The sequence below is a fragment of the Alteribacter populi genome (genome assembly GCF_002352765.1).
Taxonomy (GTDB): Bacteria; Bacillota; Bacilli; order Bacillales; family Salisediminibacteriaceae; genus Alteribacter; species Alteribacter populi.
In genome coordinates this window covers 3,612,007-3,638,806 of the sequence record NZ_KZ293963.1, presented here as the reverse complement: position 1 = coordinate 3,638,806, position 26,800 = coordinate 3,612,007, and the positions used below count along the sequence as shown (strand labels likewise).

General features: G+C 40.9%; 23 protein-coding genes. 10 read left to right on the top strand and 13 right to left on the bottom strand.

From position 1 onward, the window contains the following. Window positions 1-12: 12 nt before the first annotated feature. The 5 genes from CDZ94_RS16885 to CDZ94_RS16865 all read right to left on the bottom strand — a co-directional run bounded on the left by CDZ94_RS16885 (window position 13) and on the right by CDZ94_RS16865 (window position 3,948). On the bottom strand, window positions 13-1,422 hold the full coding sequence (locus tag CDZ94_RS16885; RefSeq protein WP_096439035.1) for an MDR family MFS transporter: 1,410 nt from the start codon (window positions 1,420-1,422) through the stop codon (window positions 13-15). A gap of 238 nt (window positions 1,423-1,660) precedes the next feature. Then, the gene (locus tag CDZ94_RS16880; RefSeq protein ID WP_096439033.1) at window positions 1,661-1,966 is read right to left on the bottom strand and encodes a nucleotidyltransferase domain-containing protein; all 306 of its coding nucleotides are present in this window, start codon (window positions 1,964-1,966) and stop codon (window positions 1,661-1,663) included. 1 nt (window position 1,967) lies between these two features. Further along, window positions 1,968-2,369 carry a nucleotidyltransferase substrate binding protein gene (locus tag CDZ94_RS16875; protein WP_096439031.1) on the bottom strand — a complete coding sequence of 134 codons (402 nt, stop codon included), beginning with the start codon at window positions 2,367-2,369 and terminating at the stop codon, window positions 1,968-1,970. Between the two features lie 166 nt (window positions 2,370-2,535). Further along, on the bottom strand, window positions 2,536-3,399 hold the full coding sequence (locus CDZ94_RS16870) for a VOC family protein (protein WP_096439029.1): 864 nt from the start codon (window positions 3,397-3,399) through the stop codon (window positions 2,536-2,538). A 141-nt stretch (window positions 3,400-3,540) separates the two neighbouring features. After that, window positions 3,541-3,948: a DoxX family protein gene (locus tag CDZ94_RS16865; protein WP_198520763.1), complete on the bottom strand. Its 408-nt coding sequence runs from the start codon at window positions 3,946-3,948 to the stop codon at window positions 3,541-3,543. A gap of 182 nt (window positions 3,949-4,130) precedes the next feature. On the opposite strand from CDZ94_RS16865, the gene CDZ94_RS16860 reads away from it, so the two are divergent. Continuing rightward, the gene (locus CDZ94_RS16860) at window positions 4,131-4,439 is read left to right on the top strand and encodes a winged helix-turn-helix transcriptional regulator (RefSeq protein ID WP_096439027.1); all 309 of its coding nucleotides are present in this window, start codon (window positions 4,131-4,133) and stop codon (window positions 4,437-4,439) included. 743 nt (window positions 4,440-5,182) lie between these two features. On the opposite strand, the gene CDZ94_RS16855 is transcribed toward CDZ94_RS16860, so the two are convergent. Together CDZ94_RS16855 and CDZ94_RS16850 are read right to left on the bottom strand one after the other, a co-directional pair. Then, window positions 5,183-6,556 carry an alkaline phosphatase gene (locus CDZ94_RS16855; protein ID WP_096439025.1) on the bottom strand — a complete coding sequence of 458 codons (1,374 nt, stop codon included), beginning with the start codon at window positions 6,554-6,556 and terminating at the stop codon, window positions 5,183-5,185. 452 nt (window positions 6,557-7,008) lie between these two features. Next, window positions 7,009-8,007, bottom strand: a complete 999-nt coding sequence (locus CDZ94_RS16850) for a polysaccharide deacetylase family protein (RefSeq protein WP_096439023.1) — start codon at window positions 8,005-8,007, stop codon at window positions 7,009-7,011. Window positions 8,008-8,342: 335 nt separating this feature from the next. Between CDZ94_RS16850 and CDZ94_RS16845 the strand changes: the two genes are divergently transcribed. Together CDZ94_RS16845 and katG are read left to right on the top strand one after the other, a co-directional pair. After that, entirely contained in the window at window positions 8,343-9,032 is a 690-nt protein-coding gene (locus CDZ94_RS16845; protein WP_096439021.1) for a helix-turn-helix domain-containing protein, read from the top strand. A gap of 676 nt (window positions 9,033-9,708) precedes the next feature. Beyond that, the gene (gene katG, locus CDZ94_RS16840) at window positions 9,709-11,928 is read left to right on the top strand and encodes a catalase/peroxidase HPI (RefSeq protein WP_096439019.1); all 2,220 of its coding nucleotides are present in this window, start codon (window positions 9,709-9,711) and stop codon (window positions 11,926-11,928) included. A 58-nt stretch (window positions 11,929-11,986) separates the two neighbouring features. Here the strand turns inward: katG and CDZ94_RS16835 are convergent, their stop codons facing one another. From CDZ94_RS16835 to CDZ94_RS16825, 3 genes are all read right to left on the bottom strand, one after another. Further along, the gene (locus CDZ94_RS16835) at window positions 11,987-13,231 is read right to left on the bottom strand and encodes a metal-dependent hydrolase family protein (RefSeq protein WP_096439017.1); all 1,245 of its coding nucleotides are present in this window, start codon (window positions 13,229-13,231) and stop codon (window positions 11,987-11,989) included. Window positions 13,232-13,246: 15 nt separating this feature from the next. After that, window positions 13,247-14,416 (bottom strand): hypothetical protein, encoded by a 1,170-nt coding sequence (locus tag CDZ94_RS16830; protein WP_096439015.1) that lies wholly within the window; start codon window positions 14,414-14,416, stop codon window positions 13,247-13,249. A gap of 607 nt (window positions 14,417-15,023) precedes the next feature. Beyond that, a complete protein-coding gene (locus tag CDZ94_RS16825) occupies window positions 15,024-15,815 on the bottom strand; it encodes an HTH domain-containing protein (protein ID WP_198546733.1) in 792 nt (263 codons plus the stop codon). A 405-nt stretch (window positions 15,816-16,220) separates the two neighbouring features. Here CDZ94_RS16825 and CDZ94_RS16820 point away from each other — a divergent pair, with 405 nt between their 5' ends. The 3 genes from CDZ94_RS16820 to CDZ94_RS16810 all read left to right on the top strand — a co-directional run bounded on the left by CDZ94_RS16820 (window position 16,221) and on the right by CDZ94_RS16810 (window position 19,794). After that, a complete protein-coding gene (locus tag CDZ94_RS16820; protein WP_096439013.1) occupies window positions 16,221-16,919 on the top strand; it encodes a DJ-1/PfpI family protein in 699 nt (232 codons plus the stop codon). 99 nt (window positions 16,920-17,018) lie between these two features. Beyond that, a complete protein-coding gene (locus CDZ94_RS16815; RefSeq protein ID WP_096439011.1) occupies window positions 17,019-18,770 on the top strand; it encodes a M3 family metallopeptidase in 1,752 nt (583 codons plus the stop codon). A gap of 286 nt (window positions 18,771-19,056) precedes the next feature. Continuing rightward, a complete protein-coding gene (locus tag CDZ94_RS16810) occupies window positions 19,057-19,794 on the top strand; it encodes a hypothetical protein (RefSeq protein ID WP_096439009.1) in 738 nt (245 codons plus the stop codon). Between the two features lie 121 nt (window positions 19,795-19,915). Here the strand turns inward: CDZ94_RS16810 and CDZ94_RS16805 are convergent, their stop codons facing one another. After that, entirely contained in the window at window positions 19,916-20,512 is a 597-nt protein-coding gene (locus tag CDZ94_RS16805) for a class I SAM-dependent DNA methyltransferase (protein ID WP_096439007.1), read from the bottom strand. Window positions 20,513-20,576: 64 nt separating this feature from the next. Then, window positions 20,577-21,956, bottom strand: a complete 1,380-nt coding sequence (gene rlmD / locus CDZ94_RS16800; RefSeq protein ID WP_096439005.1) for a 23S rRNA (uracil(1939)-C(5))-methyltransferase RlmD — start codon at window positions 21,954-21,956, stop codon at window positions 20,577-20,579. 140 nt (window positions 21,957-22,096) lie between these two features. Between rlmD and CDZ94_RS16795 the strand changes: the two genes are divergently transcribed. Then, on the top strand, window positions 22,097-23,131 hold the full coding sequence (locus tag CDZ94_RS16795; protein ID WP_157911778.1) for an SEC-C metal-binding domain-containing protein: 1,035 nt from the start codon (window positions 22,097-22,099) through the stop codon (window positions 23,129-23,131). Window positions 23,132-23,262: 131 nt separating this feature from the next. Here the strand turns inward: CDZ94_RS16795 and CDZ94_RS16790 are convergent, their stop codons facing one another. Next, entirely contained in the window at window positions 23,263-23,553 is a 291-nt protein-coding gene (locus CDZ94_RS16790) for a hypothetical protein (protein ID WP_096439000.1), read from the bottom strand. Window positions 23,554-23,740: 187 nt separating this feature from the next. Between CDZ94_RS16790 and CDZ94_RS16785 the strand changes: the two genes are divergently transcribed. The 3 genes from CDZ94_RS16785 to CDZ94_RS16775 all read left to right on the top strand — a co-directional run bounded on the left by CDZ94_RS16785 (window position 23,741) and on the right by CDZ94_RS16775 (window position 26,777). Continuing rightward, on the top strand, window positions 23,741-25,489 hold the full coding sequence (locus CDZ94_RS16785) for a carbon starvation CstA family protein (RefSeq protein WP_096438998.1): 1,749 nt from the start codon (window positions 23,741-23,743) through the stop codon (window positions 25,487-25,489). 70 nt (window positions 25,490-25,559) lie between these two features. Next, the gene (locus CDZ94_RS16780) at window positions 25,560-25,811 is read left to right on the top strand and encodes a cory-CC-star protein (protein ID WP_096438996.1); all 252 of its coding nucleotides are present in this window, start codon (window positions 25,560-25,562) and stop codon (window positions 25,809-25,811) included. Window positions 25,812-25,829: 18 nt separating this feature from the next. Beyond that, window positions 25,830-26,777: an ArsA family ATPase gene (locus tag CDZ94_RS16775; protein ID WP_096438994.1), complete on the top strand. Its 948-nt coding sequence runs from the start codon at window positions 25,830-25,832 to the stop codon at window positions 26,775-26,777. The last annotated feature ends 23 nt before the right edge of the window (window positions 26,778-26,800 follow it).

The window sequence follows — 26,800 nt, the reverse complement described above, 5'->3', positions numbered from 1 at the left end:
AAAAATCTCTCCTTATCCTTTTGAAGTTTGATCCGCCCCTTCAGGCTCTTCTTTCGGAAGTAAACTCGTGGCTAGAACACTTAGCCCTGCGAGAATAAATAAAATAATAAAGACAGAATGAAGTCCTGTGGCAAGAAGCTCAGGTGCGACATCGGTTCCGTTGTTCGTATGACCTCCGATGTATTGGTTCAAGACGGTTCCTAAAACGGTAATTCCGAGCGTTTGCCCGAGCGTCCTGAGGAAGGCATTGGACGATGCTGCCGCGCCTCGATTATTCCAACCGACTGAGGACTGCACAATAACCGTAAACATCGTCATCGATAAACCAAATCCAAATCCTACAAAAAACATAATAACAATCAGAACGAGATTAGGTGTGGTACTAGAAATGAAGGTTAGCGCGAAAGTACTGGCGGCAATAAAACTAACTCCAGTAAGGGCAATTGGCTTTGCTCCTAAATTAACCATGAATTTGCTGCTCAAAAACGCCCCTAACGGCCAGCCGATTGACATCGGAATTAAGGTTAATCCGGAAAACGTCGCGGGTAAAAGTAGGACGCCTTGTACCCAAAGCGGTAAGTAAGCCGTTAACCCAATGAGGATGGAGCCCATCAGTAATCCACATAGATTTGCAATAAATAAATGCCTGTTTTTAAACAAGTGAAACGGGATCATCGGTTCAGCTACCTTCAGTTGGATCACAACAAACGTCACTAAAAACAAGAATGCGATGCCAAACAGGTAAAACATAAGCTGATCATTCCAGGCAATCTCATTCCCGCCCGAAAGGAGAGCATAAAGCAATGCGCCTGTTCCGATAATGAACGTGATCGCCCCGCCAAAATCGATCGAGCGTTTTCGTTTCTCGATCTTTTCTTCTAAATTCTTACCGATTAAGTACATCGCTATAAGACCGAATGGAATGTTGATGTAAAAGATCCAATGCCATGTGAGAAAATCAACAAAAAAACCGCCCACTAATGGTCCAAAAACGCCGGCAATTCCCCAAATCGAGCCAATGATGGCCTGGGCTTTTGCTCGTTTCTCATAGGAAAAAACGTCTCCCACAATCGTAAACGTCATCGGCATCAATGCCCCAGCGCCAATCCCTTGTACCGCCCGAAACAGAATCAGTTGTTCCATCGACTGAGAAAGCCCGCACAAAGCAGAACCAATTAAAAACAAAGTAGCCCCTGTAATAAAAATCTTCTTTCTACCAAATAAATCAGCAAGCTTCCCGAAAATCGGTGTCATCACAGCATACGTTAACAGATAAATGGCAAACACCCAGCTAATCAAATCGAGCCCACCGAGATCTCTTGTGATACTAGGCATGGCCGTACTAACCACTGTCACCTCAATCGCCGCCAGGAAAGTTGCAATAAGCAGTGCAATAATGATCTTACGTTGATAACGATTCATGTAAGTCCTTCTTTCCGTTCATCATCAGCTTAACAATAAGTATCTGTATAGTATATCAGAAGTCTGATAGTTTTAAGATACAAAAAAAGCTGAGCAAAAGGGGGAGCTTTTGTCCAGCAATACTTCCTATTTTTCACTATCCAATTCGTTATTCATATGCTTCATTCCTTCCTCATGCACATAATTGCACCATAAGCAAGACCTAATCAAAATTGTGCGGGGACTGTCCCCGCACAATTTATTCTTTTCGATACAACTCTTTTCCGACTTTATCAATATGTTCGATTAGGTTATCATTGTTTACTGCTTCATAATGAATGATGTCAAAAAAGTATGGAAGGGGATTTACCTCATTTAACATTTCGTCCAATTCGGACATTACTTCACTTGATATTTTTCCCCCTTTAAGCGCAATATCAACATCGGACCCTTTTTTATAATTCCCCATTGCGCGACTACCAAAAAGAATAACACTTTCTATCTCATCAAATTTTTTTAAGGCTTCCAATATATAATGGAGGTCACGATCTAATAATCCATACACGCTACTCATCCTCTAATAATTTTTCATAAAGTGCTTTAAATAATGGAAAGTACGTTTGCTTTATTTCTTGTACGAATTTGTCTGCAAATGCTTCATCATATGTATGGGTTGTTAAATTTCGCTTTGATAAAGCATCTATCCAAGTATGGCCATCGTCAATGATTCCGATTTGATAAGCCTGTTTAATCGTTTCTCGGGGACTTCTCACAATAAAACCTTGTGCTTCCAAATAATCCTTCAGTACTTTCCAAGCTAACTCAAAAGTCATTTCGAAAAATTGAATAATCCCCGCTTTCTCTATTTCTGAATGTATATCTTCTTTGGCATACTTTTCTAAAAGCTTATAGGACTTCTCGAAGTTTTCAAATCGCTGTCTCCAACGTATATCTTTTAACGGACCCATAATCAACCCTCCCAAAAAATAAATACAAAACAAGTTAATTAGCCAACCATTCGATTATTTTACTATATCCAATTCGTTATTCATATGCTTCATTCCTTCTTCATGCACATAATTGTACCATAAGCAAGACCTAATCAAAATTGTGCGGGGACTGTCCCCGCACAATTTAGTTAGCATGAGTATTTACATTCAATTGAATAACATTTCCAGAAGGGTCTTGTGTGTGAACAACTCCATTTTCTTCAAAAATGGCTGCCTGTAGTTGTTTTAATTGTTGGAGGACTTTGTTTCTCGCTTCCACGCTTGGATATTCCAATGAAAATTGTCTCAGTCCGACACTACTCTCAGGAGGTGCAGGTGCTCCTACTCCAGCCCACGTATTTAATCCGATATGATGATGGTAACCGCCAGTAGACATAAACAGTGCCTGATTACCGAATTGGCATACTACATCAAACCCTAGCCCTTTATGATAAAATTCCTCTGTTGTTGGTAGTTCCGATACATGTAAATGAATATGCCCCATTACTGTGCCAGCAGGAAGTCCTCGCCAAGAACCCCCTTTTGCTTCCTGAAGAAGGTTGTCGAAATCTAATGGATCAACCGTCATCGCCACTTCACCGTCTTTCCAACTCCAAATGGAAGCTGGTCGGTCTGTATAGATTTCAATTCCGTTTCCGTCAGGGTCTGATAGATAAAGAGCTTCACTAACAAGATGATCCGATGATCCAAACCGATAGCCATTTTGAAGCAAATGCTGTACCACATCAACTAAATCCGAACGGTTAGGTAATAAAAGTGCGAAGTGATATAATCCTGTTTTTTGCTGTTGCTTTGGTGTGACATTTTCAGGTTGTTCAATCGATAACAACGTCGTTTTACCATCCGCAGTTAGCTTGGCTTTTCGGCCCGTTTGTTCTAACACTTGAAAACCGATGATTTCTTGATAAAACGTAAGAGAGCGTTCAATATCCTCAACTTTTAGATCAACTTGACCTACGAATGTATTAGGTTGCTTATGAAAATTCATACATTCACTACCTCCTTCTATTTGTTTTGAAAAACCACATCGCGGTCTTTTATTAAAAACAGCGTTATCTTCCTCCCCATGCTATAAAGTCTCAGCGTAAAGGAAGCTATCCGCCTATAAATTCTTTTTTAAAATTTAATATTACTCTTGCTTGGATCGAAAAATAACGTTATCTAATGCGAACATGGATTTATTGACAATCGCGAGATAAACGGAAATGGTCAATAAAACGACGTCCAATTCATATCCAGCCATTTGGCCATCTCCTAAAAAGCCTAATGGAAGTTTTGCCATGAAAATCGCTCCAACCATAATAAGAACAAATAAAACGGAAACCACCCGTGTTCCAATTCCTAATATCATCGCTATACCACCGACTAATTCTATTAGTGCTACCACAAAAGCCAAAAATCCCGGAATACCTAAGCTTTCAAAGAATCCGGCTGTATTACTGATACCTCCTTGAAATTTATCCAATCCATGAATAAAAAAAGTAAAACCTAAAACGATTCTTAAAAGCATTGCACCCATTTCGTACTTTTTTAACACTGACCTTCCACTCCTTATTCTTAACCAAATAAAATGTTACGCAATTAATTTAGTTAATTACTTTATGTAAGTAAGTGTATTTTAATATATAATTTCTGTCAAGTAAGTTATTTATTTTAAATAATCTAGTTATTTTTTATCGGAAATTTATGATATGATATACATATTAGGAGTGATTAAAATTGAACAACTCTAAACTCTGCCCAAGATTTGAAGAAGCAATGAATATTATAAGTAAACGATGGACTGGATTGATCATTTACCAGCTACTTTCAGGGCAGCAACGTTTTTGCACAATTGAAGCTGAAATTGGCATTAGCGGAAGACTTCTGTCCGAAAGATTAAAGGATTTAGAGAAACAAGGAATTGTTAAAAGAGAGGTATTTCCTGAAACACCCGTTCGAATTGAATACTCTTTGACTGAAAAAGGGGTATCCTTACAACCACTTATGAAGGAAATCGAAAAATGGTCTCAATCATGGATCGATTAAGAACAATTTAAAGATAATTAAAAGACGAAGTGATTATCCCCTTTGCTCAGAATTATGAAGGCATCAGCCATGTTTAATATTTCACTTTTAATTATGGCTCTTTTCGTATGTATTGTTGCTTTTAATCTTCGCAGCTGAAATAAACTGCGACATCACCTACCGCTTCGGAAATACACTACGCTTTCCGCGGGCTCGCGCTGAGCCTCCTCATTCGCAAAGTGCGCTCACTGTGGGGTCTCAACGTCTTCGCTTTCCCGCTGGAGTCTACGTGTATTTCCTTCGCTGGTCTAGTGCTTTGTAAATTCATCACATTGATGAAGTCAAACAATGGCTATTCATTTTTATAATGGATGATTGTCGACTCCCGCGGAAAGCGACTGTCCGGAGCGGAAATCAATCTATTCTATGTCGCAGTTTATATATTTTGTGTCAAGAACAACAATCTTTTAGAAAACAGCCTTACTTATAAAGGCCCGAAGACACCACGACACTTCTACGGAAGTATAATATGCTTCTAATATGAATGGTTTCTGAGCTAATGACATACTCATAAAAGCCGATTGTTTTGAGTATGGCTTACACGAAATTGATTTTTACTGTTCTATCAGTCTTTTGTGCAGTTATCCATATTTGACCTATCCTTCAAAAAAACATCTAGGAATTAAATAAGGTGCTTAAAAGGGATAGCTTTCTACCCTTTTAGACACCTCTTTTTCTTCATTATTCTAATAATTTTTTAGCGCTTATTCTTCATTTAATAACAGTAGTTGAAGAAGGGCTGCCATCGTCTGTGGAACGTCTGTATTATCAATTAAACCTCTAAAATGGTCAGAACCGGGGCCATAGGCATAGATAGGAACTTCAATTCCTGTGTGACTCGTTGTAGACCATCCCACTCCTGCATAATCACTGATCGTTTGATTAATAGCAAGGCTGGGGTTATCCGATTGCTGAATAGATTGGGCTTCTTCGTTTGTAAGGGTGATTGCTGCATATTCTTCCACCACGTCTGTTACATTACTACGGTCACTATTTAGTTGTCCGGCCATATAATCTCCTGTGGCAGTTACATCATGAAGGATTTCTACATCTGAACCCTTACTATTATATCCTCCTAGTGTCATACCACCTGTATCATGATCACCGGCAATCACAATTAGCGTTTCCCCATCTTGATCGGCAAATTCTAAAGCGTCAATTACAGCTTCTTCAAACGCAGCCGTATCGCTCATGGCCCATGCCGCATCATTGGCATGACCTGCCCAGTCAATTTGACTACCTTCCACCATAAGGAAAAATCCATCATCATTTTGGCTTAATACGTCAATTGCACTGCTGGTCATTTCAGCCATACTCGGTTGACCTGTTCCTTCTCGATGCAGTTCAGGTTTCATGGCATCATCTGCAAATAAACCCAGAATAGTCCCTTCTTCAATCTCTAGTAGCTCCTCTCGATTTTCCACGAATTGATACCCTTGATCTATCGCTTCATTAACGAGGTGACGCTCTTCTTGTCTTCCACCTTCACTCTCAGGTAAAAAGTACTCTAAACCACCGCCTAAGAACACATCTACCACGCCTTCATCAATGTACTGACGGGCAATCTCCTCTTGATTGTTACGAGAATTTACATGGGAGGCAAATACCGCTGGAGTGGCATGGGAAATCGTAGAAGTAGCGACTAAGCCTGTAGATTTACCGGCTTGATCGGCGGCTTCAAGGATCGTCTCCAAGTTTTCTTCATCTGGAGTTTGACTGACAAAACCATTGTTGGTCTTCACACCAGTAGCCATGGCGGTTCCAGCTGCTGCGGAATCTGTTATCCGATTATCCTTAGAATGAGTGGTCATCATCCCAGTGAGAAAATCATCCCAAACAGGTCCCAAGTCTTCTTTATAATGACGATAGTTCACATTATAACCAGCAGAGTAGCCATCAGGAATGAAGTAAATCACATTTTCAACCTTCTCCTTTGGACCTGCATGATCAGGTGGACCCGGTTGACCAGGTTTTCCAGCATGCCCTGGTGGACTTGCCTGTGTCCATCCCTCGTTAACCCCTAAGCCAATAATCAGTAATGCCACACTTAACTTTGCAACCATCGCTTTTTTTAACATAGATCCAGCCTCCACGTATTTTTGTTTTGCAAACATTTCAAAAACGTAATTACTTGCCCCCTTTGATAAAAGTATGGTGAAATATCTAGTCGTTAATTCTGATTTGATTCTATCAATCTATTATTATGGTCGCGTTAAGATAACATTAAGACACTGTAAGCTAAAAAACGATATCCATTCCCCTTAGTACTTTAGTCTCCAAAATAAATATCTTTGCATCAGAAGTATGAAATATTTTTATTTTTCATTAACATTCTGATAGTGCTTTTTTTCTAGATCACTATTAAATTTTAGAAAAAGGAAATGTTAAAAAGGGAAAATACCTATACAGATGAACTCATAACCAACACCTTATGTAAAAATTAAGAATACACTATTAATATTGTGTATTCTTAATAACGGTTTCAACTATTGATGGTCCTTAATGTCGAATATCTTGCTTCTTCAAATCCCTAGCGAACGACGGGTTTATCTGCGATTTGTTTATTCATCATCTCGTTTAACTCTTCGTCTGTAATGTCAGCAAAGGTTCGGAATTCATAGCCTTCCTCTTTGTAAAACTCAATCACTTCAGGAAGGATTTCTGCTGTTGCTTCGTTTCGCGCTGTGTCATGAAAAAGAGGGACGACCAGATCTCGATCCGCACTCGTCGCTTTGATCTGCTTAAGCATCTCGTCAGGCTGGTCGTAAATGTCACTCGCATCACCCGAGGTTACATTCCAGTCGATATAATGATAGCCTCTATCCTTTATATCCTCCGTTAACGTTGTCATGAATTCTTCTCCGCCGTAATTAAAGGAACTGTGATTTGATGATCCTCCAGGAAAACGAAGAATTTGTGGTGCCTCAAACCCAAGTACATTTTCATAAGCCTCTTCAGCTAAACGCAAGTCTTCATAAAACGAATCAAGACTCTCATAGATCGAGTAGTCATGGGTGTAAGAGTGAGTCAATATCATGTTCCCTTCTTCGTACGTACGCTGAGATATTTCAGGGGACTCTTCCATCCTTTGACCAACCGTAAAGAATGTCCCATTTACATCATAGTCATTTAACGTATCCACAATATCCTCTGTGATAGCCGTTGGTCCATCATCAAACGTCAAAAATACTTTTTTTGAGCCATCTGGTTCAGGTTCCTTTGTTGAAAGACCGTTCTCAATCAGGTCGATTTTTTCCTCCAACTCTTCAATGGTCTCTTCAAAATCTTTAACTTGACTCTCTCTATCTTCTAATCTACTTTTTAGCTGATCGTTTTCATCACGCACTTTATCAAACTGTGAAACTTGTTGTTTTAACTCTTCAACTTCTATTTTCGCCTCAGCTAAATCTTGTTGAAGAACCTCAACCTCTCCTTGATCTCCAGCAAATCCAATCCAATAGGAAGAGCCTAGTAAAGCGACAATGAGCACAGACACAAAAATGATCTTAAAATAACGATTTACCACCATTACACTAACCCCTTTTAATTTTACTTACTCTATTTGACGGTATGAAAACAGCCAACGTTTCACAAATTGGCCTATTTTTCGACAAACATTTTCGATACAAAGAGCCTTATCGAATAATCAATAAGGCTCATTTTTCTTTCAATCTAAATCGGAGCAGCATGAAGGATCTAACCATAACCTATCATGGATTTTCTATAGCGCATCAAAGGATTCAGGAATGTTTTCTATCTATGCACATATTCATAGAATAGAGGGTATAAATAAAATAAATATGAAAAGAATAGTGCCTAGGGGTTTCAGTTTGGTTTCAGTTTATGTATGATTGGAGGTGAGAGGTGATCAATATGTCATTGGATGTCCAAGAAAAGAACATATTCATGGAAAAATTCGAAAAAAACATTATCAATGATAACGAGTCAAACATTGTATTTCTCAAGGCTTGTTTAAAGTTATTGGAAGAATCACCGCGCTTCAAAATTGATAGTAGCAAAGTAAATAATTATATCTTGAGTGATCCAGAAAAGGTCCGAAAATTACTATCAGAAATCAAGGAACGCTGGGCTGAGTTGGCTAGTGACGACGCTTACGTAGAAGAAGTTGTGACTTATAAAACTGGGCAATTAGCAAAGTTTTTTGATGTGTCTCAAACAGCAATCAATAAGTGGATTAAGGAAGGTCGCTTCATTGGAATTGAGCGTGCAAAAGAAGGACAACACATTCGAATTCCTGAAACCGCCTCCTACCGGAACCCTGCTGGTAAGGTTATTCCACTTATCAAAATTATCGAGTCTTACGAGCGTGAAATACAAAGAGAACGTGATTTAGAGGAAAGCGACCTTGACCTAAATGAATTCGATTTCCTTGTATATCAATCTGCCGAGCTTGAGGAAAAGTATGGCGGTGACTTTCAACTTACTCTTGGTGCAAAACCGGACGAAGAACTAACCCCTGAGGAACGTAGCGACAAAGAAGTCTGGAAATACTTTACGATGAGGTTAGAGCATGTCCGAAGAGAATCGGAATAAACCTAGTTCTTGGCGGAGGATTGAGCATGAGTTTGCTCACCTGATCTTCGATTGTATCCGTGATGGGTCACACGGGAAGGAATCGGTTAGAAGTAGAGAGATTAACTACATCAGACGTACAATTCCATTGCTTGTCGGGGGAAAATTGCATTGTACGGAAGTTGTGAAGAATGATCAGCTCCAATTCTTCCACTAGTCCTTAGGTTCATTGAGACTAGTCAATATACTTCCTGTTTATTCACAAGATAACGGGTAGGATACTCTTATTTCTACCAAAAGTTTTGGCAAATGATTTTAGATAAAGAGCAGGCTATATGCCTGCTCTTTTTATTATGGACTAAACGGTTATGTAGTTCCCTTTCACCCATACACCTTATTCCTACTTTGGTCTGGAAGCGTGGGAAAGTGGAGATGGTTCTCATTCTTCTTTACCCATCAATAAGCAGAAGAAGAAGGAATTTCGATCCTTAATGCCGAAATCGAATATTAACAAAAAACATTCCTTCTTGCTAGGGCAATCAAAATACTTTTATTCTCACAAGCTTTATTTCTTTCATTTTAAATAATATTTTTTTATAATGATAACATGGAAATAATTATTCTAATCTGAGTCGTGAAATTCTTACGACTAGAGGGGTAATTATTTACTATATTATACACAAAAGGAGAGGGAAATATGGATAACAAAGACGTGCAAAGCATTGAAAGTTGCCCGTTCCATGGAAGCTCTACAAGCAAAAAATCTAGCGGTACGACAAGTAAAGACTGGTGGCCAAATGCGCTGAACTTAAATATTTTGCAACAGCATGACACAAAATCTAATCCTATGGAAGAAGATTTTATTTATTCCGAAGAGTTTAAAGAATTAGATTACGATGCACTTAAGAAAGACCTTAATGAATTAATGACCGACAGCCAAGATTGGTGGCCTGCTGACTACGGACATTACGGTCCATTCTTTATCCGTATGTCTTGGCATGCGGCTGGTACGTATCGAACTGGTGATGGCCGAGGTGGCGGTGGAACTGGTGCACAGCGCTTTGCTCCGCTAAACAGCTGGCCTGACAACGGCAACCTTGATAAAGCTCGCAGATTATTATGGCCGATTAAGCAGAAATACGGTAACAAGATCTCCTGGGCCGACCTCCTTGTTCTAGCAGGGAATGTGGCGATCGAATCAATGGGCGGAAAAACGATTGGGTTTGGAGCTGGACGCCCAGACATCTGGCATCCGGAAGAAGACATCTACTGGGGCTCTGAAACAGAATGGCTCGGTGATAACCGTTACTCCGGTGATCGTGAACTGGAAAATCCGCTTGCAGCTGTTCAGATGGGTCTTATCTATGTAAACCCGGAAGGTCCAAACGGAAAGCCCGATCCGCTTGCAAGTGCCCGTGACATTCGTGAAACCTTTTTGCGTATGGGAATGAACGATGAAGAAACGGTTGCACTAACGGCTGGCGGTCATACGTTTGGTAAGGCGCACGGTGCAGGAGACGCCGAGAAACATGTTGGCCCAGATCCAGAAGCAGCTCCTCTTGAATCACAAGGCTTAGGCTGGGAAGGCACACATGGCAGCGGAAAAGGTTCTGACACAATCACGAGCGGAATTGAAGGAGCTTGGACGCCTACTCCGACACAATGGGACAACACTTACTTTGATATGCTGTTCGGATATGAATGGGAGCTAACGAAGAGCCCTGCCGGTGCACATCAATGGAAGCCTGTCAATCCAGATGAGAACCACCTTGCACCTGATGCGGAAGATCCATCCAAGCGTGTTCCAACAATGATGACTACCGCGGATATGGCGTTGCGTGAAGATCCGGAATTCGAAAAGATCTCCCGCCGTTTCCATAAGAATCCAGATGAATTTGCCAATGCCTTTGCTCATGCTTGGTTTAAACTCTTACACCGTGACATGGGTCCTCGTGACCGCTATCTTGGACCAGAAGTTCCGGAAGAAGAGTTTATCTGGCAAGACCCTATCCAAAAAGTTGATTATGAATTGACAGATGCAGAAATCGAAGAGCTAAAAGAGAAGATCCTGGACTCAGGACTTACAGTGAGCGAACTCGTAACAACTGCCTGGGCTTCCGCCAGCACTTTCCGCGGATCCGATATGCGTGGCGGTGCCAATGGTGCGCACATCCGCCTTGCTCCACAAAAGGATTGGGAAGTGAATCAGCCAGAACAACTTGAAAAAGTACTTACCGTACTTCAAAACATTCAAAATCACCTTGATAAAAAAGTCAGCATTGCCGATTTGATCGTACTGGGCGGTAGTGCAGCAGTAGAAAAAGCTGCAAAAGATGCAGGCTTTGACGTAACAGTTCCGTTTACACCTGGACGCGGTGATGCCACAGTAGAACAAACGGATGCAGAGAGCTTCGATGTACTGGAACCTTACGCTGATGGTTTCCGTAACTATCTGAAGAAGCAGTACAATGTAAGACCAGAAGAGCTTCTTATAGACAAAGCACAACTCTTAACTCTTACTGCACCAGAAATGACTGCTCTTATTGGTGGTATGCGTGCGCTTGGTACTAACTTCGGTAGCACTAAGCACGGCGTATTCACGAACCGTGTCGGCACCCTCACAAACGACTTCTTTGTGAACTTACTTGACATGGGAATCGAATGGAAACCTGTTGACCACAACGTATATGAAGGACGTGACCGCAAGACAGGTGAAGTCGTACGTACTGCAACGAGAGTTGACCTCGTTTTCGGTTCCAACTCCGTTCTACGTTCCCTTTCAGAAGTTTACGCTCAAGACGATAACAAAGAAAAGTTTGTCCGAGACTTTATCGCTGCCTGGGTCAAAGTAATGAATGCAGACCGATTCGACCTTAATCCGATTGATACTAAAAAAGCTCAATTAACACGTAATTAATAGAAAGCGCGGGGACGGTTTTTAACTAAACCGTCCCTTTGCTACGTCGAATATTATTTTATACTAATAAGTTCTTTTCAATTTTTCCATCCTTTATCACAACTTGAACATGATCGTTATCTGCCAAGGAGTAAATGTCATTTAATGGGTTTCCTTTCACTACCACAACGTCGGCAAGTTTTCCTTCTTCTAATGTCCCGAGCTTGTCATCCCATCCCAAACACTCTGCTGCGGTTTTTGTGGAAGCAACGAGCGCTTCCATTGGGGTTATGCCGACATCAACCATTAAGCCAAGTTCACGTAGGTTTGTGCCGTGGAGAAACACGCCAGCATCTGTCCCCATAGCAATTTTAACGCCTGCTTTATGTGCACGGGCAATGCTTTCTTTATGCTGTTCAATGACTTCTTTAGATTTTTCGACTGCTGATTGTGGCATCCCGAGTTGATCGGCCATTTCTAACACAGATACTGGAGCTAGAAGTGTTGGAACTAAATAGGTTCCGCTCTCAACCATTAATTCAGCTACTTCATCATCAATAAATATCCCGTGTTCAATTGAATGGATTCCAGCTTTAACAGCGTTTTTAATTCCTTCTGCGCCTTGTGCATGTGCCATGACTTTGACACCCTTGCGAAACTTTCCTTCTTCGACAATGGCTTTTAGCTCATCTAGAGAGAACTGTGTGAATTCTGGATGGTCGGTTGGGCTTAAGACACCGCCTGTTGCATGAACCTTAATGACTTCAGCTCCTGCCCGAAGCATTTGCCGTGTTTTCTTCCTTACTTCATCGACACCATCACACCGTCCGTCTGGCATGCCTGGGTAATCAGATGGAAGGATATCTAATACTTGGCCAGACAACTGGGTGCCATCTCCGTGACCACCTGTAATGGTTAAGGCGTTAATACTCACTTGGAGGCGTGGTCCTTTAATGTAGCCTTGCTCAACGGCATGTTTGACACCTAGGTCTGCTCCAAGTGCATCACGTACAGATGTTACCCCTGCGTTTATCGTTTTTTCAAAATATTTTTGTGCTTTATAAAACATCATTGAAAATGGGGTAGTTAATCTTTTTTGAACAGGCTCATATTCAAACATCATATGAACATGTGTATCAATTAACCCTGGTAAAATTGTTCCACCTTGTGCATCAATCACTTCTTCATCTCCACAAACATCATAGCTTTCTTCTGGACCGACATACACTATTTTATTTCCTTCAACAACAACAATATGTCCTTCCTTTGCATCAGCACCTGTTCCATTAATAACAGTGCCGTTTTTAATCAGTTTTTTACTCATAAGTCATCTCTCTCCTTATAGTGTTTGTACAAGTATTCCTGCAATGACAACTGATGCAATGGTTACTGTTGTAAATCCTCCGATTAACATCGGTGCCAATAGTTCCTCAAAAATCAATTTTTCTTCTTTTTTATTTCTCGCTACACTACGTGCAACTTCCTCACACAAGATATAATCTGCTGGGAATCCGAAGAGTGCTGTTAAAGCAACTGGCATTCCTTTTAAAGGGTCCCACTTTACTAGCTTTGATACGATGTAACCACCGAGGGAAAGTCCTGCTGTACCGATAAAGATGATCGCCATAATTGCAGGTAAATGATTTAAAACATCCTGTGGAGTGACATCAGCCATCGTACCAATAACAACGAAAATAATACCAATCATGGTGATCGTAAATGAATTCGCTTTTTCAAGTGAGCGTGCTTCGAATAGACCAAATTTTAAGCCAGCAATTCCTATTGCTAAACACCATAAGCTATAGTGAATGGCTGTAAGTTCACCAAGAGTAACTCCGATTGCAGCCCCAACAAAAACATAGAATAGCTTTAGCGTTAAACTAGATTTTAAAATGCTTGTTTTTTGGCTTTCTTTTTCTAAAACTGTTTTGTCTATCCCTTTCGTCATTGGAACGAATGTCCCTTCGTCGATTTGATTGATTACTTTTTTAGAATATCGACGCATAAAGTTTAGCGCTAACGGCATTCCCATCAAGCCTTGAAACGCCACAATTAAGGCTGGGACGACGATTAAACTTGTTAAGCCAATTTCGGTTAACTTTTCTGACGTAATAATGAGGGCGATAATGCCGCCTGTAACTGGGCCGACACCAGCAACAGCAGTCGAATAGTCGAAAAAGATAGTGATAAAGATAAGGGTTGTCCCAATCGTAACGACTAACCCTCCAATGGCAATAGCAACAGCCTTTATTTGACTTTTCAGCAATTCAAATGGAATGAGTGTCCCCATATGGACAAGCGCTGGGCCAATTAAGATTGCCCCGAGAGCAGGGAACATTGATTTGTCTAAAATATCTGCTGGAAATACCCCTGTCCAGGTGCAGATTAAGAAACCAACCATAGCAGTTAAAAGCATGGGGACCCTTGCTCTAGAGACAATGGATAACCATTCACCCAAAGCAATTAAAGCAAAGATTAACGTCGTGGCTATAAGTGGATTTTCAATCATAGAAGCTCCTCCTCGTGATGTTAAATTCTACGACCAAATATAGCACCCCTATAAACCCTTGTCCATATCCTTTTCAGATAATTTAGTCTGTTCTCTATATTGGGATAAGAGCGAAATTGGTGAGCGAGCGTTCAGTTACTATAGTGAAATCTGATAACCACAACACCGTAAGCGTTTACAGTCTTTAATAGTAATCCAAAGGTCATTTGAAATAAGTACCAAAATTCTTGAAATTCAGTGAAGGGAAGCGCAGGGACGGTTCTCATGCTTCCTTTTGCCAGTCGAATGAAGCAGAAAAACCGTCCCTTAGCTTTTCATAACTGTTTACTTTCTTCTATCGTTCTCGGTGACAACTTGCTTTTGCGAAGTTTCATAACACACCATCCTCCAATATGCTTTCCTAATTATATATCACTTCGCATGACAACAAAAAACCTCCACTTTTATATAGAGGAGGTTCAATCATTTCACTTCTTTATTAAGTCAATTAAAGCTTCTGCTTCATAAACTTTATCGTACATTTGCTTAATGACTTCGTGGCTATTCAAATCATTCTTTACTCTTCTAATAAACTTTTTGAAATCCGGATTCTGGACCGTTATCTTATTTATCGTTTCCCAATCCAGGTCTGGTTTGTATCTGGCCGGGAACAGCACAGAAGAAGAATCAGGGTCTTCAATATCCAGCTCGATATTCCTATCCCGAAAGCAGTGGACAGACGCTTTAGTTCATTTAAGAACTCATCATCTCTAGATACTTTTGCTGCCACCAAATACCCTTCATTAGCCCAACTTGAGTTTGAAACCGTCTGAAAAAAAGATTCTCTAAGATTGGAGAAAGTCAGCTCTTTCTTCAGTTCAAAAGAATAAATCTTTACTAATTGGCTACCAAACTGCATACCAAACTCCAGAACTTCTTTGTGCCATTCATCAATAGGGAAGTTAACACCTACAATATCCGGATGCAGCCATTGTGCATAACTGCTTTTTGTAGAACGCTCATGATAGATGGTTTTTGTATGTATATTCATAAACGTATCAGCAAAATAGGTGAGGAACGGATGCAAATCCCGCTCAGAATATTTAGTGTTGCCTTCCGGTTCCTCCACGTCTTCTTTTTCCTTCTCCCGAATTCTGTTTATTTCTGCTTCACTAGCCAATTCCTTGAGGAAAAACTTCCTCGGCTTCGCTTCTTCAATTTTAATAAATTTACTATCTGGATTTTTGTTCATATCCACGTACATCCTGGCACCAATTGACCTTTCTGGCGTCTTGCCTTTAGATGAAACTAAACTATCATAATTGTTACGTTTAGCGTACTCCCAGATTTCAGTTGGTGTCATTGGTTTGCTTGTTTCTTTAAGTATCTTGTATGCTAGGTGCTTAAAAGAGATACTCATTAACTCACCCCATTAATTACCTTTTGAAAAAAACCTTATTAGCTTTGCAGTCATAGTCCAACATGGTACCTTTGCCTTGTATTTACATTTTGCCAAATGAAGCGTGGGGACGGTTCTCTTGCTTCCTTACCGTCCCTTTGCTACGTCATTTTTACTCTATGTATTATTATAAATTGTATTGTTAGTAATTTACAGTGTCTAAAGGAATAATTTGTCAGCATGTGTGTTTTTTCTTATATAAAATCAATCAGGATATGTAATTATTTGTAACCTTTTGAATATTGTCTTGCCAGGCTAACTATCATGAAACGCCATTTTTTTTGGCTTTTTATGCAGATTTCTCGTTGGTTAGAGGATTTCCAGCAGTGTTATTGAATAGTTTCTAGAGAAAGAGGAGGAAAAAATATGAAAATAGTCATTTACCTTTACAATGGCATAACTATGCTGGATGCCATCGGCCCATATGAGGTTTTACGAAACATTCCTGACGCTGAGATTTACTTTGTGGCTGAGAGAACCGGAGAAATAAAGGCTGATTCTGGTTTTATAGATATTAACGTGAAGCACCGTATCGCAGATGTTCTAGAGGCGGACATTTTAATCATCCCCGGTTCCACTATCGCGTTCGTTGAGGAAATGAAGAACGAGAACGTGTTGACGTGGATTAAGAAAATCGACAAGACGACTAAATGGACAACATCAGTCTGCTCGGGTTCTACGCTGCTCGCTTCAGCCGGTTTATTAACAGGACTGAAGGCAACCTCCCACTGGAAACCTCTAAATCTGTTAAGTAAGTTTGGAGCGGTACCGACAAGAGAACGCATTGTGGAGGAAGGGAAATACATAACCGCCGCGGGGGTGTCTGCAGGTATTGATATGGCTTTATATTTATCGAATAGAATTATTGGAGAAAATGAGACCAAAGCGATTCAGCTGATACTGGAATATGATCCTCAACCAATGTTTGAGTCCGGTAATTATTCTACGGCCGATGAGAAAATCATTAAAACAGCCGAAAAGAAATTAGCAAGAGATGCGAAAAAAAGTCTTGGTTTATTGGGCATTTTAAAGAACTCAAAAAGTATATTAAACATGATTAGATAGCCAAATTTTATATGATTTTCAATGCCTACAAAGAAAACAGGGATTATCATTTAATTATAGAGTCTCCCTTTTCATAGACATGATAGGAGTGAAAACAAAATGAATACATTCTCTGCTCCTCCCAGATGGAACCTGTCTAATCTTCTTCCATGCGGACCGGACACGGAACAGTTTAAAAATCACATTAATAGTTTGAAAAAAAATCTTTCAGCACTTGAGAACACTGAAGAATCAGAATCACTGAATGAAAGCGAATTGAACACACTTGCACGACTGATTCAAAAAGTGGATTCAGCAGAATCTTTCTATTATTGCCTTACGACCGAAAAGGCAGACCCCTCTCTTTTATCTTCAATACATTCAAACATCTCAGAGTTAAAATCAAACATTCATCTCCTAGTATCTAATCAGCTTGAAAGAATCAGGCATATGAGTGATGAGCAATTTGCAGCCTGGTCTGACCGTATTAATCATAAGCATTTTATAGAGGATTTAGTAGAAGGTACAGAGCCCAAAATCAGCGCAGAAAAAATCATAACAGGTTTTGCCTCAGAAACACTCAGCAGTCTGGAAGAAATCTATGAACAAGTAAGAAACAATCTAAAAGTTAAAGTCGAAATTGAGGGTGAAAAGAGTGAATTATCGTTTGCTGAAGCCAGTTATTCAGCGCTGTCTCACCCAAAGCCTTCTACCAGAAACCTTGTATTCACTAAACTTAACAGGACACTGGAAAAACAAGCTGGTATTTTTGCCTCTATCTACAATTCCATGGTTGGACTACGGCTAAATGAGAATGAGGTGAAGAACACGGATTACCTTGAAGGTTCACTAAAGTTAAACGGGATTTCAAAGCCGGTACTTGACGCCATGTGGAATACAGTTGATGACAACCTGCCTGAGCTTGTCAGGTATTTAAATATCAAAGCTCACAAATCAGGTAAAGAAAGAATCTCGTGGCATGAGGTAATGACTTCATTTCAGGAAACACCGTACGAAATTCCTTTCTCACAGGCAGTTGAAGGAATCTATGAAGCCCTTACGCCCATTGACAGTAACCAAAGCAAATTTATTAAAGAAATCATTAGGAGAGGCTGGGTAGATGCGGAACCGCGTGATACTAAGCCGCCGGGAGGGTTTTGTGCACCATTTATGCCGGAAGGTGAATCACGGATATCCATTAATTACGACAACAGTATAGACAGCGCAAGAAGGCTTGCTCACGAACTGGGCCACGCCTGGCATTTTAAACAAATGAAAAAATCTCCATCACTAAGATTTTCGGATGAAACGTTTGAAATGACTACAGCTGAAACTGCTTCAATCTTCTTTGAAACGGCCTATATCGATTATGTAATTGAAAACACCAACGATGTTTCAGTCAAAAAAACGATTCTTGGAGCTAAGATTGACCGAAGTCTGAATTATTTAATGGCGATTAGAGGAGCTTTCTGGTTTGAAAATAGATTCTATGAATACAGAAAAAAAGGCCCCCTGGATGACAAACAGATAGAAGAGCTTTCATTACAATGTCAAAAAGAAGCATACGGCAATGGATTAAGTGAATACGAGCCATTTATTTGGATTAAGTATGTTCAGTTTTACCAGGCAAACATCCCTTTTTATAATTACCCCTACCCTCTCGGGTTCCTGTTAAGTATTGGACTATTAAAGCAAGCGGAGAAAGATAATCTATTCAGCCGAAAGTTCCAAAGTTTCTTAAATGAAACAGGATTACTCCCACTTGAACAGTTGGTTGAGAAGCATTTCAGCATAAGCCTTTCTCAACCGGAATTTTGGCAGCAGTCCATCCAAAATATAACGCAGGATATTGAACAGTATAGCTCTCTTTGAAAAGCTTAAATATCAGGATAGCAACACTGGAGGGATAATGGATTGAGACAGGTTATTGCGCTGGGTGGGAAAGAGCAGGGACGGTTCCCTTGCTTCCTTTTGACAGTCGAATGAAGCAGAAGAACCGCCCCTTTCCCCCATAATATTACAAAATAATACAAAAAATACAAAAATACCTTGTCATTTTAGATTATAGATAATAACATATATGCAGGGTTGGAAATTATTTCTTTTCCTCACTCAATACATATGTTTTTTAGAAGAAATGAAAGGGTGGGTAGGTTGAATGAGAAATTTTAAAGTGATGTTTTATTGTGTAGCTCTGCTTCTGATTACTGTAATGGTCACAGGGTGTGGTTCTGAGAGTAAAGGGGCAAATAACGAGGAGGACGAATCTGTAGCAGATTCTGAAACGGAAGATGGTTCATCAGATAAAGAAGAAGATAAATCAGAGTCCACAGAGAAAACAGATGATTCAGTGAAAGAGGAATCTAGTAAAGATTCATCAAAGGATGCAGAGAAGGATGAATCTACTGATGATTCTTCAAACGAATCAGAAAATGATAAACCGAATAATGACTCCTCAAAAAGTGAAGAAGGATCTAAAGGAAAAGATGTTGACTTGTCTAAATACTCCTCCGAAGAAATTGAATATGCAAGGGTGTGGCATCAACTAGCTCCAAATCAACAAATAGATAAAATGTATGTTAAAAAAATCCCTGCTGGTACTCCGATTAATCCTAATCACGAAGATGTAAGTGCCACCTATCCTGAAGATGTGATCCAGTTAAAGGGTACCCGTGTAGTAGATGGAGCTGTTACTTACAGCGGGAATGGAGATGGTACAATTAATGTTTACGAAGTACCTGCACGTTGGGACGAAAAACTCGGCGGCGAAGTGGATAAAGAGGCAATAAAGAACACCACTGAGAATATTGTCAAAAATAAAAAGAAGGTGGAAATTGAACCAGTAGCCAATGAAGAAATCATCAATTTGATTGAAAAAAATGAAATGGATCAATAAAAAAAGTAGCGGTTTAACTCAGACCGCCACTTTTTTGCTTTTATTGGGCGGTAGCGCGGGGACGGTTCCCTTGCTTCCTTTTGACAGTCGAAAGAAGCAGAAGAACCGTCCCCTGCTTCCATCACTTTATACTACTGGATATAAACATTGAGGCATCTTGATTCATAAAAATACGATTTCCATGATAGAATGTCTTAATTTCAGTTGATTTAAATCCAACTTCGGATAACTTTGTTTTCAATTCCTCATGTGAAAAACCGTTATGAACTTTCGGATGATTTATTTTGTCGTTTTTGTCAAAATCAATAACAAGTAGCTTACCACCATTATTTAAAATGTTGAACAACTCTTGTAAAATCTTTTTAGTATCTGGAATATGAAGAAGGACTAATGACATTACAATCATGTCTGCCTTAAGTTCAGGAGTTTCTTGAGTGAAATCTGAAGAAAGTACCCTTGAGTTAGTAATTCCCTTGTGAGAAATCTTAGCTTTCGCAACCTCCAACATTTCTTTTGATGAATCTACCAACAAAACGGAATCAACTAAATCTGATAAATCTAAACCAATTAGACCAGTACCACTCCCATAGTCTATTAACGATTTCGACTTACTATTTCGTAACTCTGGTCTTACTACCTTAACTATAACTTTAGCTAATTTTATTCTTTCTTCTGTATCATATCTTCTTGCCATCTGTTCAAATACATTATCTTCCATAAACAACTCTCCATTTCGTATGTGGGGACGGTTCATCCTGGTTCTCCCTGTTCAATGAAATCGATTAATTCCCCTTGCGAACGACCTCCGCCACACACTCCACATGCATCGTCTGCGGAAACATGTCCACCGGCTGAACTTCTTTCGTTTCAAATCCATGCTCAGCTAAATACTTCAAGTCTCTTGCCAGTGTTGCTGGGTTGCAGGAAACGTAGACGACACGCTCTGGTTTCATGTTGACGATCGTTTCAAGCAGTGTTTCGTCGCAGCCTTTTCGTGGTGGGTCGACGACGATGACGTCTGGTCGAACGCCTTGAGCGTACCACCATGGCATGACTTTTTCGGCTTCCCCGACGGCGAATTCAGCGTTGGTAAGGTCGTTGAGTCGGGCGTTGTTTTTCGCGTCGGAAATCGCTTCGGGTACGATTTCAACACCGTAGACGTGCTTTGCTTTTTGGGCAAGGAACAGGCTGATTGTTCCGATGCCACAGTATGCGTCAATCACAGTTTCATGTCCGGTAAGGTTGGCGTATTCTAACGCTTTATCATATAACACCTTCGTTTGGTCAGGGTTCACTTGATAAAATGACCGAGCGGAAATCGCAAATTTCACATCGCCAATCCTGTCGTAGATGACTTCTTCGCCCCAAAGGACTTCTGTTTTATCGCCAAAGATGACGTTCGTTTTCTTTGGGTTAATGTTTTGCACGATTGATTTGACGTGCGGAAGGTTGTCGCGAATGTCTTGGATGATGTTTTTCTTATTTGGAAGCTCTTTGCCTCTTGTGACGAGTACGACCATGAGCTCTCCGGTGTTTTTACCGTGACGGGTCACAATATGACGAAGCGTGCCACGGTGTTTTTCTTCATCATAGGCGCGGATACCGTATTTTTTGGCCAAGTCTTTGATGAGTTGGACGGTGTGGTCACTTTCTTCGTGCTGAATGATGCAATTCGGCATGTCGACGATCTCATGACTTCGTTTAGCATAGAAGCCGGCAATAATGTCACCGTTGCGCTCTCCCACCGGTACTTGTGCCTTGTTACGATAACGCCACGGATCCTCCATCCCAAGGGTAGGATGAACCGTCACGTTGTCCAATTTTCCAATTCGTCGGAGAACGCCTTCTACGTGCTTACGTTTATGCTCAAGCTGTGCTTCATAGGAAAGGTGCTGAATTTGACAACCGCCGCAATTTTTAAAGATGGGACATGGCGGCTCTACGCGTTCTTCACTCTCTTCCGTTAGTTCAATCAGACGCCCAATCGCATAGTTTTTCTTTACTTTAATCACTTTAATTTCGCCTTGTTCACCAGGAAGGGCGCGCGGAACAAAAATTGGATAACCATCTAGCTTGGCTACTCCTGCGCCGTCGTGCGTTAAATCTTCAAAAGTCACATGGACTTGTTCGTTCTTTTTTACAGGTGTTTCGTTCGCTGCCATTTATGTCGATCCTTTCCGCTCATAACATTCTGCACATGATTGTACCATAAACAAGGGCTAATCCAAATTGTGCGGGGACAGTCCCCGCACAATTTGTTATGATAGAGGATGTGATTTATTTGAATGAGGTGGAATTTAGTATGACAAAAGTAAAACGAAACGATCCGTGTCCTTGCGGGAGCGGGAAAAAATATAAGAAGTGCTGTATGAACAAACAACAAGCGGCATCATCAGCTACACGAAAGGATGAGAAAGACTATCAGGATTTTCTTCCTCGTGTCGTAGAGTTTAGCCGTCCTTATGAAGAGAAGATTCAACAAGCGATTTGGAATGATGTGAAGGAGTTCTCCGTTCTTGAAGAAGCCGACCAGAAAGCATTTGTCCAAAGCGCTTCTCTATGGAGTTTGTTTAACGCGAAGGTGATTGATGATCAATCTGTCGTACAAGCGTACCTTAACGAATATCAAGATGACTACTCCGAAGCGTTTAGTACGTTTCTGACTCAGTGGCGCACGATTCGTCCAGGTCTATATTCCGTAAAGGACGTTAAAGGCAAGCACGTAACGATCATGGATTGGTTTGCTAAAGCACATATTACCTTGGAAATGACGCCAACAACGAAGCAGCTTTCAGAAGATGACTTGATTATTGGTTACCTTTACCCAACGTTAAAAGGCTACGAGCTTGGTTCTGATATCATGATCATTCCAGAAACATTCAAAGACTCCTTTGTCTATGAGTGGAACCGTTTCTACCAATTGTTCGGTTATGAAAATGAATCTGAACGCGATCTTCTCACGAGAGCTTATCCTGCGGCATTACACATTTTAGCCGGGATTCTTAACCAGATGGTGCTTTCTATTAACGACGAAGTCCTTACAGAAAACGGTGAAGAAGCGTTTCGTCTTTTCACGCAGAACCTTGCTGTGGACAGCGTTCCCTACTCCGACCTCCTCTTTGCACGCTTAGTGTGGACGGAGTATGTTGAAAAAACGTCCCCGAAAGTGACCAAGCCGGAAATATTTGCAGCTACTCTCGAATACTGGCTTCATCAATATAGCGAGGCCGCAGAGAAAGTCAGCCAAAAGGCGATCGCTGAAAAATACAAAGTATCTCCATCGACCATTTCAAGCAAATATAAACAGATTGCTGAACTGATCAAAATAGATGATTAAATGAATTGTAAAGAAGCCCGCTCACAAGTTGAATGGGCTTCTTTTATATAAAAGCTGCGTTCGTCTGTTTGACTAAATCTCCCTCTGTAACCAGATCACAAACCAACTTACACCAGACTCCACTCCCTAACTCACCCTTCAACCGACTGCCTTCCTTTTTCTGACTTACCTCCTAGCCACTCGCCATACGCACGAAGCCACCCCCGGTATAAATGCGGGCGTACTTCTTTTATCGCATGAGGCAGCCTTATGGAAGCAAAGCCTCCTAACAGCAAGCAGCCTGTCAAACGGTACACAAATTCACTTTCAGGGAAGGCGATGACGAGACTTGTGCTCACAAACATCGTCACAATCATTACAAGAAGGCCTTTCCACGTATAAGCAACCGCTGATCGTTTTCTTTTACTCCATTTTAGTTTCACTCTTTATTACCCTCCTCTATTTACCAATTCTTTCTCTAGCTTTTAACAAACACCACTTTTTTATGAAAATAAGGACTTTTATATTGATTATTTAGAATTTATAGAAAATAATAGAGAGTACAGAAGGTTTATAAACGTTTTCGTAGAATGATTTAAAAGTACTAGAAAAGACGAGGGGGAGAAAACAATGAATGCCATAATGATCGCATTAATCGGGATACTTGTCTTTTATCTCGGTTATCGCTATTACTCTAAGTTCGTCGCAGAAAAAATCTATCGTCTTGATCCGGATTACGAGACGCCTGCCCATAAATATAAAGACGGCGTCGATTTTGTTCCGACAAACAAATGGGTCCTTTGGGGACACCACTTTTCCTCTGTAGCAGGAGCTTCACCTATTTTAGGACCTGCCATTGCCATTTATTGGGGATGGTTACCTGCATTAGTGTGGGTCGTGTTAGGTACTGTGTTCGCAGCAGGTGTTCATGACTTTGGTGCCCTTGTACTATCTGTCCGTAATAAGGGGCAGTCCGTTGGAACACTGGCCAATAGAATAATCGGACAGCGAGCAAAAATCTTGTTCTTATTCATTATTTTAATTCTCGTACTTATGGTAAACGCTGTGTTTGCCTGGGTTATTGCCAACTTGTTTATTACCTTTCCATCTTCGGTGCTTTCGGTATTCATTCAAATTCCACTTGCAATTTGGATTGGGCACCTCGTTTACAAACGTAGTGGCAATATGCTTTTTCCATCAATTGCCGCGTTGGCTACGATGTACGTAACCGCGGTCATTGCCTCACGAGTTCCTGCATTGCAAATTGATCTGCCGCGCTACTTTGGTGGAGCAGAAAACACCGTCATGTTTGGTCTCGACGGCATATCGATGTCCTTTTTCGTTTGGATTATCGTTTTAATGGTTTATGTATATTTCTCATCTTCGTTACCTGTTTGGAAGCTCTTACAGCCGCGTGATTATATCAATTCACACCAGCTTGTTTTAGGAATTCTTATTTTATACCTTGGGTTATTCTTCTCAAACCCTTCGATTACCGCACCAATGACGAATTCAGAAGCATCTACACCTTGGTTCCCGCTTCTCTTTATTACGATCGCATGTGGAGCGATTTCTGGGTTTCATGGTCTGATCGCTTCCGGTACATCGAGTAAACAGCTAAACAAAGAGACGGATGCTCGTGTAGTCGGATACTTAGGGGCCGTTGGTGAAGGGCTTCTTGCTCTAATTTCTATCATTGCCGTTGCGACACTTTTCACAAACCAAGGAGCATTTCTCGAAGCCTACAATAGCTTTGGTGCAGCAGGTGAAATTGGGTTAGGCTCGTTCATTGAAGGTGCTGGCCAACTTGCAACTGGACTCCTTATTCCTGCTGATATTGCATCAACGATTATCGCTGTTATTATCGTTAGTTTTGCAGCGACATCTCTTGATTCCGCTGTCCGTTTAATGCGCTATATCATCTCAGAGCTTGGTAATGAATATAAAGTAAAATCGCTAACAAAGACACACGTCGCTACGTCCATCGCTGTCGTTTCTTCCGCCGCTCTTGTCCTTATACCAGAAGGACCTCAAGGGTTTGGCTCAGGTGGATACCTGTTATGGCCATTGTTTGGAACTGCCAACCAGCTACTTGCAGGGATTACACTGTTACTTATTACATTGTGGCTGAAAAGGTTAGGGCGTAACTATTTCGTTACGTTAGTTCCTATGGTTTTCGTCTTAGTCATGACCCTTTACGCGATGCTGCGTCAAGTCGTCTTTGAGTGGTCCGGCTACGGAGGCGGAGAACTAAACGTTCTTCTATTCCTACTAGGGTCGATCATTTTAGCCTTTGCATTCTGGATTCTACTAGAAGCTGCCAATGCGTTGCGAAAAGATAACACGAACTTCCCAACAGACAAAGATCAATCCATGTAAGCACCTACACCTTAGAGCCAACTAGCCATATTGGCTAGCTGGCTCTATTTTTAGGAAGGGGATTTTTACGATGAATTTAAAACGCGTGCTGGATCTTTACGATCAAATCCTCAAACAAGGACACCGCAACGAAATCGCTCGTGAGCTCCGAGACGAAGATGACCTTTTTCTCATTCTCTGTTATTCGGATATGCTCGGAATTCCAAACCCAGCGTTCTACTACACACTGGAACTGTACCCACATATGCTAGAACGATTTCATGAATGGCATTTGCGCATGGGAATGGACAAGTCTCCGATCAATGGATTTCGATGTTGTTAAAGAAGGAGTGATACACCAATGGAAAACCTCATCTCAAAATCAATTTTATTTGTCGGCGGAAAAGGCGGAGTTGGAAAATCGACGACGTCCTCAGCACTTGCACTAGCTGCGAGCCGCAGTGGCAAGCGAACACTACTCATTTCAACAGATCCCGCTCATAACTTGAGTGACCTTTTTCATACAAAATTGAACCATCGGGCAAAGAAAGTCGCGCCTTCACTTTTTGTGATGGAAATTGACCCAGAAAAAGAAAGCGAGCGCTACATTGAACAAGTAAAAGCAAACATTTCCGGTCACGTGAAAGCCACGATGGTTGAAGAAGTTCATCGGCAAATGGACATGGCAAAAACGAGTCCCGGCGCTGATGAAGCAGCTTTGTTTGACCGGATCACCTCAATTATCCTTGACGAGCGAGAAAATTATGATCAGATCATTTTTGATACAGCACCCACAGGGCATACGTTAAGACTGATGACCTTGCCGGAATTAATGGGAGTCTGGATGGACGGCATGCTTGAACGCCGCAAAAAAACGAATCAAGATTACTCACAGCTTTTAAACGACGGTGAACCTGTAGAAGATCCGATTTTTGATACACTGCAAAAGCGACGGGAAAAGTTTGCGAAGGTAAGAGACATTTTACTTGATAAAAAAGAAGCCGGCTTTCTTTTCGTATTAAACCCCGAACGCCTGCCAATTGCAGAAGCGAAGCGCGGAGTCGACACGTTGAAAAAGTACAGCATACCAGTAGAAGGCATTGTTATTAATAAAGTTATTCCCGACACTGTCGACGGGCAGTTTTTCGAAAAACGCAAAATTCAACAAGAACGCTATCTTAAAGAAATCGCCACCGACTTTCACGGTATTCCGCAAATCCGCCTTCCACTCTTAGAAGAAGACATTTCAACGACGGAGCACTTAGATGAGGTTGCTGATTACTTAATAGCAATTTCAGCACACCGTTGAAACGAGTTAGAAAGGATCGATAA